18 protein-coding genes and 1 pseudogene are annotated in these 17,452 nt (G+C 72.0%); 12 read left to right on the forward strand and 7 right to left on the reverse strand.

The genetic code is table 11. The annotated features are described in order from the left end of the window. Window positions 1-46: 46 nt before the first annotated feature. The 5 genes and pseudogenes from OG245_RS02360 to OG245_RS02380 all read left to right on the forward strand — a co-directional run. Window positions 47-193, forward strand: a complete 147-nt coding sequence (locus OG245_RS02360; protein WP_371621870.1) for a hypothetical protein — start codon at window positions 47-49, stop codon at window positions 191-193. A gap of 580 nt (window positions 194-773) precedes the next feature. Continuing rightward, entirely contained in the window at window positions 774-929 is a 156-nt protein-coding gene (locus OG245_RS02365) for a DUF6131 family protein (RefSeq protein ID WP_371627787.1), read from the forward strand. Between the two features lie 513 nt (window positions 930-1,442). Further along, a complete protein-coding gene (locus OG245_RS02370) occupies window positions 1,443-1,631 on the forward strand; it encodes a hypothetical protein (protein ID WP_371621871.1) in 189 nt (62 codons plus the stop codon). Between the two features lie 570 nt (window positions 1,632-2,201). Further along, the gene (locus OG245_RS02375; protein ID WP_371621872.1) at window positions 2,202-2,840 is read left to right on the forward strand and encodes a hypothetical protein; all 639 of its coding nucleotides are present in this window, start codon (window positions 2,202-2,204) and stop codon (window positions 2,838-2,840) included. Window positions 2,841-3,007: 167 nt separating this feature from the next. Next, window positions 3,008-3,103 (forward strand): annotated as a pseudogene (locus OG245_RS02380) (IS5/IS1182 family transposase); the annotation flags it as partial. Here OG245_RS02380 and OG245_RS02385 read toward each other — a convergent pair. After that, a complete protein-coding gene (locus OG245_RS02385; RefSeq protein WP_371628100.1) occupies window positions 3,062-3,565 on the reverse strand; it encodes a hypothetical protein in 504 nt (167 codons plus the stop codon). The pseudogene OG245_RS02380 and the gene OG245_RS02385 sit on opposite strands and share 42 nt — an antisense overlap. A 294-nt stretch (window positions 3,566-3,859) precedes the next feature. On the opposite strand from OG245_RS02385, the gene dhaK reads away from it, so the two are divergent. The 4 genes from dhaK (at window position 3,860) to OG245_RS02405 (ending at window position 6,565) form a co-directional block, all read left to right on the forward strand. After that, window positions 3,860-4,852, forward strand: coding sequence for a dihydroxyacetone kinase subunit DhaK (gene dhaK / locus OG245_RS02390; RefSeq protein ID WP_371621873.1), 993 nt, complete (start codon window positions 3,860-3,862; stop codon window positions 4,850-4,852). 124 nt (window positions 4,853-4,976) lie between these two features. Beyond that, on the forward strand, window positions 4,977-5,588 hold the full coding sequence (gene dhaL, locus OG245_RS02395; RefSeq protein WP_371621874.1) for a dihydroxyacetone kinase subunit DhaL: 612 nt from the start codon (window positions 4,977-4,979) through the stop codon (window positions 5,586-5,588). Beyond that, entirely contained in the window at window positions 5,585-5,995 is a 411-nt protein-coding gene (locus OG245_RS02400; RefSeq protein ID WP_371621875.1) for a PTS-dependent dihydroxyacetone kinase phosphotransferase subunit DhaM, read from the forward strand. Before dhaL ends, OG245_RS02400 begins: the two co-directional genes overlap by 4 nt. Before the next feature lie 66 nt (window positions 5,996-6,061). Next, on the forward strand, window positions 6,062-6,565 hold the full coding sequence (locus tag OG245_RS02405) for an NUDIX domain-containing protein (protein ID WP_371621876.1): 504 nt from the start codon (window positions 6,062-6,064) through the stop codon (window positions 6,563-6,565). Here OG245_RS02405 and OG245_RS02410 read toward each other — a convergent pair. The 6 genes from OG245_RS02410 to OG245_RS02435 all read right to left on the reverse strand — a co-directional run bounded on the left by OG245_RS02410 (window position 6,529) and on the right by OG245_RS02435 (window position 13,809). Continuing rightward, window positions 6,529-8,301 (reverse strand): ABC-F family ATP-binding cassette domain-containing protein, encoded by a 1,773-nt coding sequence (locus tag OG245_RS02410; protein WP_371621877.1) that lies wholly within the window; start codon window positions 8,299-8,301, stop codon window positions 6,529-6,531. The two genes, OG245_RS02405 and OG245_RS02410, sit on opposite strands and share 37 nt — an antisense overlap. A gap of 375 nt (window positions 8,302-8,676) precedes the next feature. Then, a complete protein-coding gene (locus tag OG245_RS02415; protein ID WP_371621878.1) occupies window positions 8,677-9,717 on the reverse strand; it encodes an NAD(P)-dependent alcohol dehydrogenase in 1,041 nt (346 codons plus the stop codon). Between the two features lie 88 nt (window positions 9,718-9,805). Continuing rightward, on the reverse strand, window positions 9,806-10,606 hold the full coding sequence (locus tag OG245_RS02420) for an SDR family NAD(P)-dependent oxidoreductase (protein WP_371621879.1): 801 nt from the start codon (window positions 10,604-10,606) through the stop codon (window positions 9,806-9,808). After that, a complete protein-coding gene (locus tag OG245_RS02425; RefSeq protein ID WP_371621880.1) occupies window positions 10,603-11,334 on the reverse strand; it encodes a TetR family transcriptional regulator in 732 nt (243 codons plus the stop codon). The genes OG245_RS02420 and OG245_RS02425 overlap by 4 nt, the downstream gene beginning before the upstream one ends. A gap of 120 nt (window positions 11,335-11,454) precedes the next feature. Next, window positions 11,455-12,744, reverse strand: coding sequence for a PP2C family protein-serine/threonine phosphatase (locus OG245_RS02430; protein ID WP_371627788.1), 1,290 nt, complete (start codon window positions 12,742-12,744; stop codon window positions 11,455-11,457). A gap of 303 nt (window positions 12,745-13,047) precedes the next feature. Beyond that, entirely contained in the window at window positions 13,048-13,809 is a 762-nt protein-coding gene (locus OG245_RS02435; RefSeq protein ID WP_371621881.1) for a GNAT family N-acetyltransferase, read from the reverse strand. A 661-nt stretch (window positions 13,810-14,470) separates the two neighbouring features. Between OG245_RS02435 and OG245_RS02440 the strand changes: the two genes are divergently transcribed. The 3 genes from OG245_RS02440 to OG245_RS02450 all read left to right on the forward strand — a co-directional run bounded on the left by OG245_RS02440 (window position 14,471) and on the right by OG245_RS02450 (window position 17,420). Next, on the forward strand, window positions 14,471-15,352 hold the full coding sequence (locus OG245_RS02440; protein ID WP_371621882.1) for an RNA polymerase sigma factor SigF: 882 nt from the start codon (window positions 14,471-14,473) through the stop codon (window positions 15,350-15,352). 155 nt (window positions 15,353-15,507) lie between these two features. Next, on the forward strand, window positions 15,508-16,443 hold the full coding sequence (locus tag OG245_RS02445) for a TetR family transcriptional regulator C-terminal domain-containing protein (protein ID WP_371621883.1): 936 nt from the start codon (window positions 15,508-15,510) through the stop codon (window positions 16,441-16,443). A gap of 83 nt (window positions 16,444-16,526) precedes the next feature. Further along, window positions 16,527-17,420 carry a 3-keto-5-aminohexanoate cleavage protein gene (locus tag OG245_RS02450; protein WP_371621884.1) on the forward strand — a complete coding sequence of 298 codons (894 nt, stop codon included), beginning with the start codon at window positions 16,527-16,529 and terminating at the stop codon, window positions 17,418-17,420. Window positions 17,421-17,452 lie beyond the last annotated feature (32 nt).

A 17,452-nucleotide genomic window follows, 5' to 3' on the forward strand; every position in this document is an offset into this window, starting at 1 on the left:
CGTCCTCGCGGGGTAGACGAATGGCACACCACCCCGAGGAGGAACCATGTCCGGACTGATCGCCCGTCTCACGCAGTTCACCCGCAGCCCCCAGGGCCGGCGGACCATCGCGTCGGCACGGCGTGCCGCTGCCGACCCGCGCAAGCGCGCCCAGGCCCGCAGCCTGTTCGGCCGACTGCGCGGACGCCGGTGACCTCGGCGCATCGGCGAACGACCGGGCAGTGGACCGACTGACACCGCTACGCCGTAGACGGGCTGGAAGGGCTGCGTTGTGGTGTCGCGTGTGACTCGGGCGGGCTTCGTGTGGTCGACGGGGGTCATGGCCTGCGCCAGGCCGATCTTGATCAGCCGGCGCACTGCGGCCGCCCGTGAGCAGTCGCGGCTGGCGGCCCATTCGTCGACAGCGGGCAGGAGCGCTCCGAGCCTCACTTGGACGGGCTGGCCGATTTTTTCGGAGCGCCCCACGGGCCCGGGCTCCTGGACTGCCCCGCGGAGGAGGCGCTCGGCCTCTTCCGGCCTGGCGTGCGCAGCAAGCCAGGAGAGGGCCTCCCCGTCGCCCATGAAGCGGTACCGGCGCGCGGGGCCCGGCAGTCGACATACCCACTTCCTGTGACAGCTGGGCTCGGATGGTTACGCAGCGCCGCGTAGCCGAATCACTCCGTCCAACACCGGCGAGGACGACACGCTCTGCCGGCGCGGTAGCCCCGGCTGCTGCTGTTGTGCGCCGGGCACCACAGCGCGACCATGGGAGTGAGTCCGGCATCGGAGGCACCATGATCGTCCTCGGCCTTATCTTGCTGATCATCGGCCTGGTGGCAGGCATCGGAGTCCTGTGGACCATCGGGATCATCCTGGTGGCCATCGGCCTCGCGCTGTGGGCCCTCGGAGCCCTGGGGCACGCGGTGGGAGGGCGACGGCACTACTGGTAGCGGGCCGATCCTGACAGCCCCAGCGAACGCTCTTCATCGATTGACGCCGAAGAATTCTGCCCCGGGGCGCTGTCGTGGCTTCGTCGGCCAACAGCGCGTGTTGAGGTATGCGCGGGCCCCTTGGTCCCCGGGCACGGGTACAGGCGTGCCGGGGACAGAAGATCCGTGTTCGCTCCCGGCCCATCGATGGCCCAGCCGGAGCAGTCCTCCTTTCGAACCGGGCCATGCACAGCGGAGCGACACGGGGCGGCAGGTAGGAGACGAGGCCGTGGTGCGCCCGTACAGGCCCTGTCCGCAGGCCGGATGCTTCTACGGGGACCGACTCGCCGACCCTCGGGCTCGCCGAACACCGTAGCGCGCGGCGGCCCACTCCTGGCTCGTGGGCCGGGCAGGCTCCAAATCGAGGCGCCGAGGGCGGCACACGCGGCGACCACCACCCGTCCACCCGTCCCGGGCTGAATCGTCCCTCCATATACGGGTACCCGGCGAAGCCAATCACCACTGAGGAGGGCCATGACAGGGATATCAGAGGCACAAGGAAACCAGCGGTTCTGCAAGGCATGTGGCACTCCCGCCGGAACGGCGAAGCTGTGCGAACACTGCGGTGCCGTGTTCTCCCCGGAAAGCGGCGGACTCATCGACGACGAAGGTGCTTCCGCACGCCGCGTCTTCGAAGGCCGGGACGAGACCTCCTCGGAGTGAGCCCCGTCGTGTGGCCGCCGGCCTACCGGCACTGAACGGCCAGTCGATACCCGTGGTCCTTCGCACGCTGCTGGACGCAGGCACGCAAGGGTGCAGAACCGGGCCCGGCTGATCGGGGCCCCGTACGGGCACTCGACCAGCTCGACGCCACACAGAACCCCGCGTCGGCCCTCTGAGCGCAGGCTCTGGCCGTCGCATGGCACGCCCCCCTGACCCGCCTGGGCGGCCCCGCACAGCCGTTCTTGGGTCCGCACCGCCCTGGCCGTGTTCGCGCGCCGGCCACGGTCGTGCGGGCTGACATGCGGAAGGTCCGCCCCGGCAGCTCCAGTGCCGGGGCGGACCTTGCGCGGGGGTGGCAGGTCAGGCGGCCCAGCCGATCGAGGAGGTGCGCACCGCGCCCTACGGAGATACCCGGACCTGGAACACCAGCTGCCCCGACGGTCCCACGCCGGAACGCTGTCCCGGCCCCTGCGTTCCGATGTTTGCTCAATACCTTGACGCCGCAACACTGACTCAGTAAGAGAGTGGGGCACCGCATCGGACGCTGGTGCTACTGCGGGGGGTAACGGGGTGTTTGACCTCACGATCGCGACACTCGGCACCATAGGCGTACTGGTCGGCATAGTCGCCGGAATCATCACCATCATTCTGGAGGCGCGGCGGATCCGCTGGCCGGCCTGGATCTCAGGCAAGAAATGGTGGAAGGCGATCCTGGTCTTCGTGGTGGTGGGCGCGGTCGCCACGGGGCTCACGATCAGCGGGTACCTGATGTCCCAACGGACAACCGTGACAAAGGAGTTGGGTGGCGTAGACCTGAGCGGCTACTGCACCTCGTACGGATTCAAGGGGACCCAGGGGATGGGCTGCCAATCCCTGATCGACCTGGGAGATGCCTGCGACAAACGGTTCGACAGGGGCGGCGACACCATGAAGTTCACCGACCCCGACGACCCGAACACCGGCGTGTGCGTCACGGCTTCCGGGCGCAATACGGAGAAGGGCGTCGACAACCTGCCAGAGTACTGCCGCGACAAGTACAAGCAGGCTCACAACGTCAAGGCCCTGTCCAGTCCGCCGCACAAGTGGATTTGCCGTACTGCTGTCGATCCGACACTGGTATGCAGCTGGCACTACCAGTCCCGCGACGCAGTGGGTCGGAAGGACGACGTCGACGAGCAGTGGAAGTGCTACGAGGAGAAGCGGCTCTGAGCCGCGGGACCCGGGGCAGCCCGGGAACCCCAGAGGGATCACGGCTGAGGCGTCACGTCCCGGCTCGCACAGATGCGCTGGGTGCCGTCCGGTTCTGTGCGGCGGCGAGGGCGGTGCGGGCCGGGTAGCCGAGCTGCGCCGTGACGACGGCCGCGGTGGCCTCCGGGGTGGTGGAGGCGTGGGTCGACGGCGGCTACCGCCAACACCGCGTCGAGCACGCCTCAACCCTCGGCATCGACATGGAGGTCACCGCCCGCAAGCCCGCCCGTTCTTGCCTCCTGGTCCCCTGCGTGACCGGTGTAACGCGTCGGCGTGCGTCTGCCCTCATGCCGTACGGTCCAGCCGCTGGGTGCGGCCGCCGGCGGGGCGATGCGGGTCAGCCCGGCGCGTTCGGCGGCCGCCCGAACGTCGTAGTAGCGGCTTGATACATTCCAGTGGCGCCGCGCGATCTGCTTGTGCGGCTGCGGGCGCCGACGCGGCTGTTCGACCGACGCGCGGGGCGCTTCGGTCTGGACCGGGGCCGGCTTGTTGAGGCCCGCGCGAGCCTTCCACGCTGCCATCTGGGCCTCCTGGCGTGGCCCGAGACCGCCGGCCTCGGCCGCTGCCTGAATCACCTGCTGTACCCGGGGGCGCAGCAGGTGCGCGGCCAGATCCCGGGGAAGGCGGCAAAATCCCTCCAGGAGTCTCGCCGTTGTCGCTTCGGTTGCGGTGGCCGTCGCCTCCATGTGGTTTCAGGGGCCCGGGCCACGCTCCGGCCCTACTCAATGCATCCACTGTCCGGATCAAACTTCGCAACTCGTTCGGCAGATGGCATCGAACGCGGCTCCTCGGCAGGATCGTGGGAGCACACCCGTTCCGGCCGATCACTCACCAACACCACGCCAGCAGGCTGACAGCCTGTCGGGAAACTCGTCAAACAGCCGGCGTCGGGGCCGCCAGGACCAAGAACTCGTCACACCTCTTCCCGTCAGGGAAGACGCAGGTCAACAAGGCTTTGCTAGGTTCGCTAGGAGACAGACGTGAAGATGCTGATCAACGTCCCGGAGACCGTGGTCGCCGATGCTCTGCGGGGCATGGCGGCCGCGCATCCCGAGCTGACCGTCGATGTGGAGAATCGGGTCGTCATGCGGCGGGACGCGCCCGTGGCGGGGAAGGTCGGCCTCGTCTCCGGGGGCGGTTCCGGGCACGAGCCGCTGCACGCCGGGTTCGTCGGGCCCGGAATGCTGTCGGCCGCCTGTCCCGGAGAGGTGTTCACCTCCCCCGTGCCCGACCAGATGCTGCGGGCCGCGGCAGCCGTCGACAGTGGGGCGGGGGTGCTGTTCGTCGTCAAGAACTACACCGGTGACGTGCTCAACTTCGAGATGGCCGCCGAACTCGCCGACGACGAGGGGATTCAGGTCGCCCAGGTGGTGGTGGACGACGACGTGGCCGTGAGCGACAGTACGTTCACCGCCGGGCGGCGCGGTACGGGAGCGACGCTGTTCGTCGAGAAGATCGCCGGAGCCCTGGCGGACGAGGGCGCTCCGCTGGAGCGGGTGGCCGCCGTCGCACGGCAGGTGAACGGGGCCTCGCGCAGCTTCGGGGTGGCGCTGGGCGCCGTGACCACTCCGGCCAAGGGCAGCCCCACCTTCGATCTGCCCGCCGGGGAACTGGAGTTGGGCATCGGCATCCACGGGGAGCCGGGGCGTGAGCGACGGCCGATGATGACGTCCGGGGAGATCGCCGACTTCGCCGTGAACGCGGTGCTGGAGGACCTGCGGCCCACCGGCCCGGTGCTCGCGCTGGTGAACGGCATGGGGGCGACCCCCCTGCTGGAGCTGTACGGGTTCAATGCCGAGGTCCATCGGGTCCTGTCCCAGCGGGGCGTCCCGGTGGCTCGTACGCTCGTGGGGAACTACGTGACCTCGCTCGACATGGCAGGCTGTTCGGTGACGCTGTGCCAGGTCGACGAGGAGCTGCTGCGCCTGTGGGACGCACCCGTGCGGACGGCCGCGCTCCGCTGGGGCCGCTGAGCGCCGGCGGGATCCCGTGACCGGGTGCGACACCGGTGCGGGTCCGCCGTACGGGTCGGCCGTACGGCACGTGCCGCCGCCCGGAACGGTCCGTTCCGGGCGGGACCGAGGAACAGGAGATCATGTGCTCGACACCGACTTCTTCCGCCGCTGGATGGCCGCTGTCGCGGCATCCGTGGAGCGTGAGGCGAACCATCTGACCGAGCTGGACTCGGCGATCGGGGACGCCGATCACGGCAGCAACCTCCAGCGCGGCTTCACGGCGGTGACGGCGGTGCTGGAGAAGGACTCCCCCGCCACTCCCGGTGCGGTGCTCACCCTGGCCGGACGGCAGCTCATCTCGACCGTGGGCGGGGCGTCCGGACCGCTGTACGGGACGCTGCTGCGCCGTACGGGCAAGGCTCTCGGGGACGGCGCGGAGGTGACCCAGGACCAGCTGGCCCAGGCGTTCGCGGCCGGGGTCTCGGCGGTGGGGCAGTTGGGCGGCGCCCAGGCCGGGGACAAGACGATGCTCGACGCGCTGCTGCCCGCGGCGGAGGCCCTGGCCACCTCGTTCGACGGCGCCGCGAACGCGGCTCGTGCGGGGGCCGAGGCGACGGTGCCGTTGCAGGCGCGCAAGGGCCGGGCCAGCTATCTCGGCGGGCGCAGCATCGGCCATCAGGATCCGGGCGCGACCTCGTCCGCCCTGCTGGTCGAGGCCCTGGCGGCGACGGCGGCGGACGGAGCGGACGCATGAGCGACGGACGGCAGGTGGGCATCGTGCTGGTCTCCCACAGCGGTCCCGTCGCCGAGTCGGTCGCCGAGCTGGCCCGGGGTCTCGCCGCCGGAGGGGCCATCGCACCGGTCGCCCCGGCCGGCGGGCTGCCCGACGGTGGGCTCGGGACGAGCGCGGAGCTGATCGGCCGGGCCGCCGCCTCGGTGGACCGGGGTGCGGGGGTCGCGGTCCTGGTGGACCTGGGAAGCGCGGTCCTCACGGTGAAGGCCATGCTCGCCGAGGGCGACGAGCTGCCCGAGGGCACGCGGCTGGTGGACGCGCCGTTCGTGGAGGGCGCGGTGGCCGCCGTGGTGACCGCCTCGGCGGGCGGCGACCTCGCGGCGGTGGAGGCCGCGGCCTCGGAGGCGTACGGCTACCGCAAGACGTAGCGCCTTTCGCCGGATCGTGCCGGGCCCGCGTGGCGCCCCGCACCGCGCCGCCGCAGACTTGACGACATGTCGACAGGCAGGCGCAGTGCGGGGCTCCTTCTCTTCCGGGTCGTGGAGGGCGTGGACGGGCGGGATGTCGAGGTGCTGATCGGGCACATGGGCGGGCCGTTCTGGGCGGGCCGGGAGGCGGCCGCCTGGTCGGTGCCGAAGGGCGAGTACGGGCCGGAGGAGGACGCGGAGGCCGCCGCCCGCCGGGAGTTCGTGGAGGAGCTGGGCCTGCCGGTCCCGCCGGGCGAGTGGATCGCGCTGGGCGAGTCGCGGCAGCGCAGCGGCAAGACGGTGACCGCCTGGGCCCTGGAGGCGGATCTCGACGTGGAGTCCGTCGTGCCCGGGACCTTCACGATGGAGTGGCCGCGCGGGTCCGGCGTGCAGCAGGAGTTCCCGGAGATGGACCGGTTCGCCTGGTGCACGCCGGAGCAGGCCGCCGAGCGGCTGATCGTCGGCCAGCGGGTGTTCGCCGACCGGCTGCGCGCTCAGGTGCGCGGGAGCACCGCCTCCCCCGACGCGTAGAGCGGCGCCGCGCCCGCCGGGCGGCCTGCCCGCAGTTCCAGTACGTCGCCGGTGAAGCGGGCCCGGAAGCTGCGGTCGTGCGAGACGACGACGACCGCGCCCGGGTACTCGTCGAGGGCCTGTTCCAGCTCCTCCACCAGGCTCAGCGCGATGTGGTTCGTCGGCTCGTCCAGGACCAGCAGATCGGCCGGCCTGGTCACCAGCCGGGCCAGGGCCAGCCTGCGCTGCTGGCCGACGGAGAGGGACGCGACGGGCACGTCGAGGTCCTCGGGGCGGAAGAGGCCGAGGGCCAGGAGTTCATCGGCGTACTCGTCGGGGAAGCCGGGGCGGCCCGCCGCGAAGGTGGCGAGCAGGGTGCGCCGGGTCGGGCGTGCGGGCAGTTCCTGCGGGAGGTAGCCGATGCGGGCCCGGCGGGTGACCGTGCCCGCGTCGGGGGCCAGGTCACCCGCGAGGACCCGCAGCAGGGTGGTCTTCCCGGCCCCGTTCTCACCGGTCACCAGGAGGCGGGCTCCCGACTCCACGCGCAGGGAGGGGAGACGGAGGCGGTCCCCGACGGAGACGGCGTCCAGTTCGACGAGCGTCCTCGCACGGTTCGCGGTTCCGGTGCCCGTTCCGTCCGCCGTGGTGCCGGTACCGGTGCCGGTCGCGTCCGCCGTACCGGCCCCGTCCCCCGCGCCGGTCTCGACGACGGCCGGGCGGCCGGTGAAGGCGAGCGGGCGGGGCGGGGGCGGCACGGGCGACCTGCGCAAGGCGTCCCGCCGGGTCCGGGCGGCCCTGACCTGGCCGGACAGCTTGGCCTCGTGCGAGCGGCGGTGCTTGCCGAAGCCCTGTTTCGGGTCTCCTCCGGTGGCCGCGAGCCGCGCTCCGGCCGCTTCGACGAGCTCCTCGGTGCGGGCCAGGTCCGCCAGGTACTCCTCGTGCTCCTGGGCCCAGCGGCGGCGGGCGGCGGCCTTGGCGGTGCGGTAGCCGTCCCAGCCGTCGCCGTACCGGGTGACCGTGCGCAGGTCCCGGTCGACCTCCAGGATCACCGAGGTGACACGCTCCAGGAACGCCCGGTCGTGGGTGATCGCCACGACGGTGCCCCGGTGGGCGCGCAGGTGCTCCTCCAGCCAGCCGACGGCGCGGGCGTCGAGGTGGTTGGTCGGCTCGTCGAGCAGGAGCAGTTCGGGGGCGGCTGCCATGACGCAGGCGAGGGCGAGCCGCGACTGCTCGCCGCCGGAGAGCGTGGCGAGGGCGCGATCGCGGGTGAGGTGGGCGAGGCCGAGGCCGTGCAGGGCCGCTTCGGTGCGGGCGTCCGCCCGGTAGCCGTCGCGGTCCTCGTAGGCGGTGAGGAGGTCTCCGTACGCGGCGAGCTTCGCGTCGGTGGGCCCCGGGTCGCCGGGCTTCCTCTGCGAGAGGCCGGCCTCCGCCTCGCGGATGCGGTGTTCGAGGTCGCGCAGTTCGGCGAGGGCCGTGTCGACCGCGTCCTGCACGGTGTCGGTCGGGTCGAGGTCGAGGGTCTGGGCGAGATAGCCCGCGCCGCCGGGGAAGCGGACGGTGAGCTCACCGGTGTCCGGTCGTTCCGCTCCGGCCAGGAGCCGGAGCAGGGTGGACTTTCCGGAGCCGTTCTCGCCGATGACGGCGGTCTTCTCACCGGGCCGGACGGTGAGGGTCACCTGGTCGAGTACGGAGCGGTCCCCGTACGCCTTGGAGACGTCCTTCATGGCCAGTTGAGCGCGGTCGCGCTGGGGGTGCATGGGTGCCTTTTCCCTGGGTGACGGCCCGCGGAGGCGCGCGCGAGGGCGCGGCGGCGGGGCGTGGATGCCGGACGGCGAAGGGGACGGCGGCGGGCGCGCGGGGTGACGTCGAGGTCACCGGGGCGTCTCGGAGGGACGCGCGGTGCGCGCGGTGCGGCCGTCCCGGCCGGGAATCAGCGGAAGAAGTAGTAGCTGTACGAACCCATGTCGGACAGTTTAACGGGGGTCGGCCTCCCGACGCCGGGGATTGTTCTCGGTCCGCGTCGGCCCCGGCGGTTGCCGCCGGAAAGGATCCGGGGCAACCGTCGGGGCCGACGGTGAACCTTGGGCGACGAGGGCGGACGTGTGAACGCTCGGCGGTGGGAGCCGGGAGGTTCAGCCGCCGGGGAGGATGACCGCCCGGCCGTTGATCCGGCCGTCGTGGAGGCGCTCGTAGGCGAGCGGGGCTTCGTCCAGGGAGTACGTCTCCACGTGGACGTCCACGGCTCCGGCGTGGGCCAGGTCGAGGACCTCGGCGAGCTCCTTGCGTGAGCCCCAGTAGGGCGCGCAGACGTTGGCGCCGTACGGAAGCGTCCCGAAGCCGACCGGGAGCGCGCCGCCGCCGATGCCGACGATGGTGACGTCGCCGTCGACGCGGGCGACGGCTCCGGCGGTCGCCACGGTGGGCGGCGCCCCGACGAAGTCGAGGACCACATGGGCGCCGAGTCCGCCGGTCAGTTCCACGACGCGGGCGGCCGCCTTCTCGTCGGAGAGGACGGCTTCGTGGGCGCCGACGGTCCTGGCCAGGGCGAGCTTGTCCTCGGTGACGTCGAGGGCGATCACCCGGGCGGCCGTCATGGCGCGCAGCAGCTGGATCGCGACGTGGCCGAGGCCGCCGGTGCCGATGACGACGGCGGTGGAGCCGGGAACGAGCTTCGCCAGGGAGCGCACGATCGCGTGGTACGGGGTCAGCCCGGCGTCGGTGAGGGGCACCGTCTTCACCGGGTCGAGGTCGCCGATCGGGACCAGGTGGCGGGGATCGTCGACGATCATGTACTCGGCCATCGCGCCGGGTGCGCCGAGTCCGGGCGGCATGATGCCGAGCTCCTTGGCGCGCAGGCAGTAGTTCTCCTTGCCCTCGGCGCAGTTCACACAGGTGCCGCAGCCCCAGGGCCCGTACACCGCGACGGAGTCGCCGACGCCGAAGCCCTCGACGCCGTCACCGAGGGCGGCGACCGTGCCGACGCCCTCGTGCCCCAGGGTGAGGGGCAGCGGGAAGGGGATCTGGTCGGCGGGCCAGCTCATCACGGCGATGTCGGAGTGGCAGACGCCGGCGGCGGTGACCTTCAGCAGGACCTGGCCGGGGCCGGGCTCGGGGTCCGGGACGGTGACCACCTCGGGGGCGGCGCCGACGGCTCGGTACTGAACGGCTTTCATGGGGTCTCCTCGCTTCTTCCTCGGTTCGCTCTGTCGCCCCGTGCTTCTTTTGTCGCCCCCGTGTTCCGCGCGCGCCACTCGGGCTCCGTCACGGGGCGGAGTAGCCGCCGTCCACCAGGTGGTAGCTGCCGTGGATGAAGGAGGCCTTGTCGGAGAGCAGGAAGGCGGCCAGTTCGGCGACCTCCTCGGCGGTGCCGAGCCGTCCGGCCGGGTGCAGGGAGATCAGGTGCTCGCGGGCCGCCGGGTCGGTGTTCCGCAGGAGCGGGGTGTCGATGAAGCCGGGGCCGACCGCGTTGATCCGGACGTTCTTCCCGGCGTATTCGAGCGCGGCGGTCTTGGTGAGGCCGACGACGCCGTGCTTGGCCGCGACGTAGGCGGGCGACCCTGCGAAGCCGTTGGTGCCGAGGATGGAGGACATGTTGACGATCGCGCCGCCGCCGGCCGCCACGATGGCGGGCAGTTCGTAGCGCATCGAGTGGAAGACGCCGCTGAGGTTGGTGGCGACGACGCGGTTCCAGTCCTCGACCGGGTACTCACCGGTGGGGCTGCTGGGGCCCGCGATGCCGGCGTTGTTGACGGCCAGGTGGAGGGCGCCGAAGGTGTCCACCGCGAACCGCACGCCCGCTTCGACGGAGGCGGGGTCGGTGACGTCCATCGCGACGGCGGCGGCCCTGGCTCCGGCGCCCTCCAGCTCGGCCGCGGCCTTGCGCGCGCTCTCCGCGTCGTAGTCGGCGACGACGACCGCCGCGCCGCCTGCGGCGAGCCGCCGGGCCAGGGCGAGGCCGATGCCGGAGGCGCCGCCGGTGACGAGGGCGGTGCGGCCGGCGAACTCGGTCCGGGCTTCGGTCTTCGACTCGGCTGCGGGGGTGGAGCTGTGCTCGGTGCTCATGAGGTTGCCTCGGTTTCTTCTGCTTCTTCTGTGGTGCTGTTGGTGCTGTTGGTGCTGTTGGTGCCAGTAACGCCGCTGGAGACGTGGCGCTGGTCCGGAGCGGGACGCGGCTCTCCGAGCAGGTCGGCGGCGAGCGCGTCGAACGCCTCGGCGACCAGTGCGGGCAGGGCGTCCGGCCGGCCCCCGCGCACCCAGGCGGCCTGGGCGGCGAGCAGCGCGCCCGCTCCCGCGGCGACGGTCACGGCGGGTCGGATGTCCTGCCGCGGATCGACGCCGAGCCGGTCCGCGACGATGGCGACCGAGTCCTCCTGGGCGTCCACCCGGATGTGATGGAAGACGGCGTAGAGGGTCGGCTCCTCCTCGGCGACGACCAGCAGGTCGAAGATCCGGGGGCGGCGGTGCCAGGGCTCCGCCGCGGGATCGGCGAGCCAGTCGAGGACGGCACGCCGGTAGGCGAGGAGCGGGGGTTCCGTGGCCGGGCGGGCGCGCAGGGCCGCGTTGATGCGGTCGCCGTCGCCCCGCAGGGAGTCGAGGGCGGCGGCTTCCTTGCTCGTGAAGTACCGGCTGAACGTACGGCGGTCGACGTCCGCGGCTTCCGCGATCTCCTCGACCGTCACGTTCCGCAGCCCTCGGTCGAGCACCAGCTCGAACGCGGCCTGCGCCAGGGTGTCGCGGGTGCGGCGCGCCTTGCGGCCGCGCCGTTCCGGGATCTTCCGTTCCGGAGTCATACATGCACCGTACACCTGAAAATGTCCCCACGCGACATTCGTCTCGTGGGGACATCCTTATGGGGCATCAGGGGTGCTCGGCGCGTGCTCGGCGCGTTTGCACGGACTCGCGGCGCGCGCTCAGACCGCGGCGATGCGCCACTCGCTCTCGCTGTCGCCCGCGTCGGCGGCAGCGCCGGGAGCGTGAGCGGGAGCGCCGGGAAGCACAGCGCCGGAAGCGGTGTCGCCGAGGACCGCGACACCTGCGACCGCGGGCCGCCGTGTGACGTCGGCGGTGGTGCGCAGCAGCGCGAGCGCGGCGACGTCGTCGCGCCGGACGCCTCCGGAGAAGTCCTCCAGGTCGACGTGGAGCGCGTCGAGCAGTTCACGCGGCCCTTGCCCGGTCCAGGCCCCGATCCGCTCGTCCAGCGGGTAGAAGCCGCCGGCGGCGTCGCGGGCCTCGGTCACCCCGTCGGTGACGACGAGGAGCGTCGCGCCCGGCGGGAAGTCGAAGGACTCGGTCGTACGGGTCTCCCGGCTGAGTCCGGCGAGGCCGAGGGGGACGTACGTCCGGTGGAGCGTGACCGCCGAGGACCGGCCTTCGTGCAGCAGGCGCGGCGGCAGGTGCCCGCAGTTCACGGCCTCCACCCGGCCGCCCTCGTCGAACCCGAGGACGAGCGCGGTCACGAACCGTTCGGCCTCACCGGTCTGGGCGGAGAACGCGTTGTGCCGGACGACGGCGTCCTCCAGCGCGCCCACCACTCCCGTGAGCGTGGGTTCGCGGATGGCCGCCTCACGGAACGCGGCGATGGCCGCGAATCCGGCGCCGATGGCCGCGAGCCCCTTGCCCTGGACATCCCCGATGATCACCCGGGTCCCGTACGGCGACTCGACGACCTCGTAGATGTCTCCGCCGACGAAGCGGTCCTCCTCGATCGGCTCGTAGAGCCCGTGCGCGACGACGTGGTCGGTACCGACCGGCAGCGGCCGCAGGATCTGGCGCTGGAGGGTGACGGCGGCGGACCGCAGCCGTGCCATCTCGATCGCGTGCCGGATGCGTGCCGCGCAGGCGGCGACGCCGAGCGCACAGGCCAGTACGGCGAATCCGATGCCGAAGACGAAGTCCCAGAAGGTGCCGTCCGCCCCGGCCCGGAACCCGACGACGACGGTGGTGATCCACACCGCGATCCAGATGGTCTGGCGGAGGCTGCAGAAGACGGAGGCCAGTGCGGGGACGACCACGAGCAGCGGCACGACCCGCAGGTCGTTGCCGGTGCTGATATCGAGGATCACGACGAGTACGGTCAGCAGCGCGAGGCCGCCGACCAGTGCCCAGTTGCCGATCCGGCTCTGGGACACCGCCGCGATACCACCGTCCGCACCGGGGGCGGCACCATCCCGGTCCCGTATCCCGTTCCGCTTCTGCGCCATGTCCAGCAACCTCATGGGCACGGCCTGTCCTCCCGCTGATCTCTCGGCGCCGCCCGCAGTTTCGGCCGGTCCCTTCCAGTGGACCGGCCGGCGGGCGTCCGCGCAGGGGGGCTTAGGGCCCCGAGCGGCTGCCGAAGGTCCCGCCCGGGACCAGTGGCACCCCCGGCCCGGGGCCCTGGTCCCGGGCCGGGGGTGCCACTGGTCCCGGGCCGGTGGCGGGTACCCGTCACCGGACCCAGGTCCGCGTAAGGGTCCGGGCCGCCGACACCCGATGCCCTGGGGTACCTGGTTCCGGCGGCCGGGTCAGCGGAGTGAGGGCCTTCGGGTCCCGTCCGCCGCCGGGAGCGTGGCGGGGACGAGGGCGGAGAGGAATTCCGTACGCCGGCGAAGCCGGAAGCCGAGGGACTCGTAGAGCCGGACGGCCCCGGTGTTCGAGGCGGCCGCGTGCAGGAACGGCGTCTCGCCGCGCTCCCGGATCCCGTGCGCGACCGCCAGGACCAGTCGGCTCGCCAGCCCCTGACCCCGTACGGACTCATCCGTGCAGACACCGCTGATCTCGGTCCAGCCGGGCGGGTGCAACCGCTCCCCCGCCATCGCCACCAGCGCGCCGCCCCGACGGATGCCCAGATACGTGCCCAGCTCGACCGTGCGCGGCAGGAAGGGGCCGGGGCGGGTGCGCTCCACCAGGGCCAGCATCTCCGGCACGTCCCGGGGGCCGAGAAGGACCGCCTCCGGATCGGGCGCGGTGTCCACCGACGCGTCGACCAGCTGGACGCCCTCGGCCCGGAAGACGATCTCCCAGTCCTGCGGCGGCGGCTCCTGGAACGCGGCCAGGGTGACGGAGCCGCCCGGTCCGGCGAGCCCCGCGACGTCGGCCCAGTCCTGGACGTCCGGGACGTCGGGGAGCGCGATCCAGGGAGTGACGTCGGCGGGATAGCGCAGGACGCGCCCGCGGCTCTCGGCGAAGTGGGCGTGGGGACCGGTGAGCGAGGCCCTGGCGGGGTTGTCCAGCGGGTGGAGCCGGGAAGGGGCACCGGTCAGGGAGCTGGTGTGGTTCTGGGTCATCGTCTTCCTCGTTCTCGTTCCGTCCATCGCGCGGTTCTCGGCGGCGGGTGCTCGGGGTGGCGTGCGGCGCACCTGCCTGGCAGGAGAAGCCGGTGGATACGGCGGGTATTCCGCGAGGCGGAGCTGTTCATGGTGTTGCAATCATCGGGACCGGGATCATGGGATCGGGATCATCGGAACGCGGGCCGTCCGGCCTCGCGTCTCCCGCGGCAGGACGGCCTGCCGTGGTGGCCGGACGCACCGGCGTACGCCCGAACCGGCGAGCGGCGAAATCGACTCATCCGTAGGCCAATACGCGCCGGTCCGGTCCCAACGACCGCCTGGCTGTGGCACTCTGGTGACGACCGCCCCACCGGGCTCCCCCGTACCGGTGGGGCGGTTGTTTGCGCATTCATTGCTCGCGCCCTTCGCGCGCCTCCTCCCGGTGCGCCCTTCCTGTCGCGCCTCCCGCCTCACACCTCCCGCGTCGCACCCCACGCCCCTTGACCGGCGTCCCGTGACGCGCGCCCCTCGCATGACGGCGCCTCAGAGCCGAACTGGGCCCGTTTCCGGCCAACTCGCACCGGATGGCCGAATCAACTCCCTGTCTCACGCATGAGAGCCATACCCCTGGGAAGGCGAACAGGGCTCAGGGCCCACGAACCAGGGAGGGTGAACGGACATGACCGCGCACACCGCACAGACCGCACAGACGGCCGGTACGGAGCAGGCGGGCGCCACCGGGGAACTTCCGTGGATCGAGGATGCCGGAAAGGTCGCCCCGATGGACGCGCGCCGCCTCTCGCGCCTCTTCTTCGACCGTCTCCAGGTCCTGGAGGAGGGCACGCACGAGTATCAGTACGCGCGCAACACCCTCATCGAGATGAACCTGTCCCTCGTCCGCTTCGCCGCCAACCGCTTCCGCAACCGGGGCAGCGGCGACATGGAGGACATCGTCCAGGTCGGCACCATCGGGCTGATCAAGGCGATCGACCGCTTCGACCTCTCGCGGGAGGTCGAGTTCACCTCGTTCGCGGTGCCGTACATCGTCGGGGAGATCAAGCGGTTCTTCCGTGACACGAGCTGGGCGGTGCATGTGCCGCGGCGCCTCCAGGAGCTGCGGGTCGACCTCGCCAAGGCGAAGGAGTCCCTGGCGGCCGACCTCGACCGGGACCCCACGGTGCAGGAGCTGGCCGAGGTCCTGGGCATCGAGGAGTCCGAGGTCACGGAGGGCATCGTCGCCTCCAACGGCTACACGGCGGGCTCCCTGGACATGCCGACCGACACCGCGGAGTCCGGGCCGCGCCAGACCGCCGGGCGGACCTTCGCCGATGTGCTGGGCGAGCCGGACCCCGCCATGGAGACCGTGGAGAATCTCCACGCCCTCGCGCCCCTGCTCGGTGAGCTGGACGAGCGGGAGCGTCGGATCATCGACATGCGCTTCGGCCAGGAGATGACCCAGGCGCAGATCGGCGCGGAGCTCGGGATATCGCAGATGCACGTGTCCCGGCTGCTGAGCCGGATGCTGGGCAAGCTGCGGAGCGGGATGCTCGTCCAGGAGTGAGCATCCCGAGCCTGCCCGTCGGGCGGGTGAACGGCGCATGAGAAGGCGTTGTGGTTCTGACTGATGCATCAGTCAGAACCACAACGCCTAATTTTTTCAGGGGTTACACCTGCTGATGTTGAGGTTTTCTCAACACATGGCTACGGTGGCTGACCATGCAGCAGGACGAGGTGGCCGCACGGGTCCGGCAGGTGATCGACGCCACGGGTGTCAGCGCGCGCGAGTTCGCGCGGCGGATCGTGATCGATCCGTCGAAGCTGTCCCGTTCCCTGAACGGCACACGGCGGTTCACCGCCGCCGAACTGGCCCGGATCGCGGACATCGGCGGTGTGGACGTCGGCCGGTTGATCGGGACGACGGCCGGCACCGCCGATGACGCGACGCCCGGTGCGGCGAGCGGCACGACGGGCAGCGCGGCGGGCGGTCCGGCGGCGACGCCCTCGACCGTAAGCGCCCCGTCGCCCTCTCGCCCGCCGTCGCCGTCGCCCCCGCCGGAGGGCGGCAGGCCCTTGCAGATCGTGCGGGAGACGGTGCGGCTCATCGCCGAACGCGGATTCCACGCCGTCCGGGTCGCGGACATCGCCGCGGCCTGCCACACCAGCACGGCGGCGATCCACTACCACTTCCCCGGCCGCGACGAACTGCTCGAAGCGGCGGTCCGCTGGTGCATGGACGAGGACACCCGTCGCCGCGCCGAGGCCACGGCCGGTACCCGTCACGCCGGGGACGAACTGCGCCTGCTGATCGACCTCCAGACGCCCCGCACCGAACAGCAACGGCGGCAGTGGTGCGTCTGGCTCGACCTGTGGGCCGAGGCCGCCCGGTCCACCACGGTCGGACGGCTCCATGTGGAGTACTACCGCCAGTGGCGGGGAACGGTCGCCGACGTGATCCGCCGCGGCATCGAACAGGGCGTGTTCCGTCCGGTCGACGCGGACAGTACGGCCCTCGCCCTCACCGCGCTGATCGACGGGCTGGCCTCCCAGGTCCTGGCCACCGAGCCCGGCCGCCCCGGCACCGGCGCACAGGCCATGCACGACGCGCTCATCTCCCACGTGGACGCCGCCCTGACCGCGCCCGTGACCGACTGACGCCCGCGCCCGCCCCGTACAGCCCTGCACCCCCAACCCTCGAACCCGAACTCCCCGAACTCCCCGAGAGGAGACGTTCCCGCATGCCCGTGAACCAGGACGTCATCATCACCTGCGCCCTCACCGGGGCCGGCGACACCGTCGGCCGCAGCCCCCATGTCCCGGTGACGCCCGAACAGATCGCGGCCTCCGCCGTCGAGGCCGCCGGAGCCGGCGCCGCCGTGGTCCACATCCATGTCCGCGAGCCGGAGACCGGCGCGCCCTCCCGCGATCCGCGGCTCTACCGGGAGGTCGTCGAGCGGATCCGGGAGACCGGCACCGATGTGGTCATCAACCTGACCGCCGGAATGGGCGGGGACCTCGTCATCGACCCGGAGGCGCCGCTCCGGCAGCTGCCGGGCACCGATCTGGTCGGCGGCCTCGAACGGCTGCCGCACGTGGAGGATCTGCTGCCGGACATCTGCACCCTCGACTGCGGTTCGCTCAACTTCGGCGACGGCAGCAACCTCTACGTCTCGACCCCCGACATGCTGCGCACCGGCGCGAAGCGCATCCAGGAACTCGGGGTCCGGCCCGAGCTGGAGATCTTCGACACCGGCCAGCTGTGGTTCGCCAAACAGCTCCTCGCCGAGGGACTGCTCGACGACCCCACGGTCTTCCAGCTCTGCATGGGCATTCCGTGGGGCGCGCCCGCAGACCCGGGCGTCCTCCAGGCGATGGTCAACATGCTTCCGCAGGGCGCCCAGTGGGCGAGCTTCGCGCTCGGCCGGATGCAGATGCCCTGGGCCGCCCAGTCGATCCTGCTCGGCGGACACGTCCGGGTCGGCCTGGAGGACAACCTCTACCTGGGCAAGGGAGTCAAGGCCACCAACGGCCAGTTGGTGGAGCGCGCCGTGCGGATCACCGAATCCCTGGGTTCCCGGGTCGCCACGCCCGACGAGGCACGCGCGAAGCTCGGCCTGCGCCCGCGCGCCTGACCAAGCGCCCCTCTCCCTCCCGCTCTCCCCCC

Source organism: Streptomyces sp. NBC_01116 (assembly GCF_041435495.1).
Classification (GTDB): Bacteria; Actinomycetota; Actinomycetes; order Streptomycetales; family Streptomycetaceae; genus Streptomyces.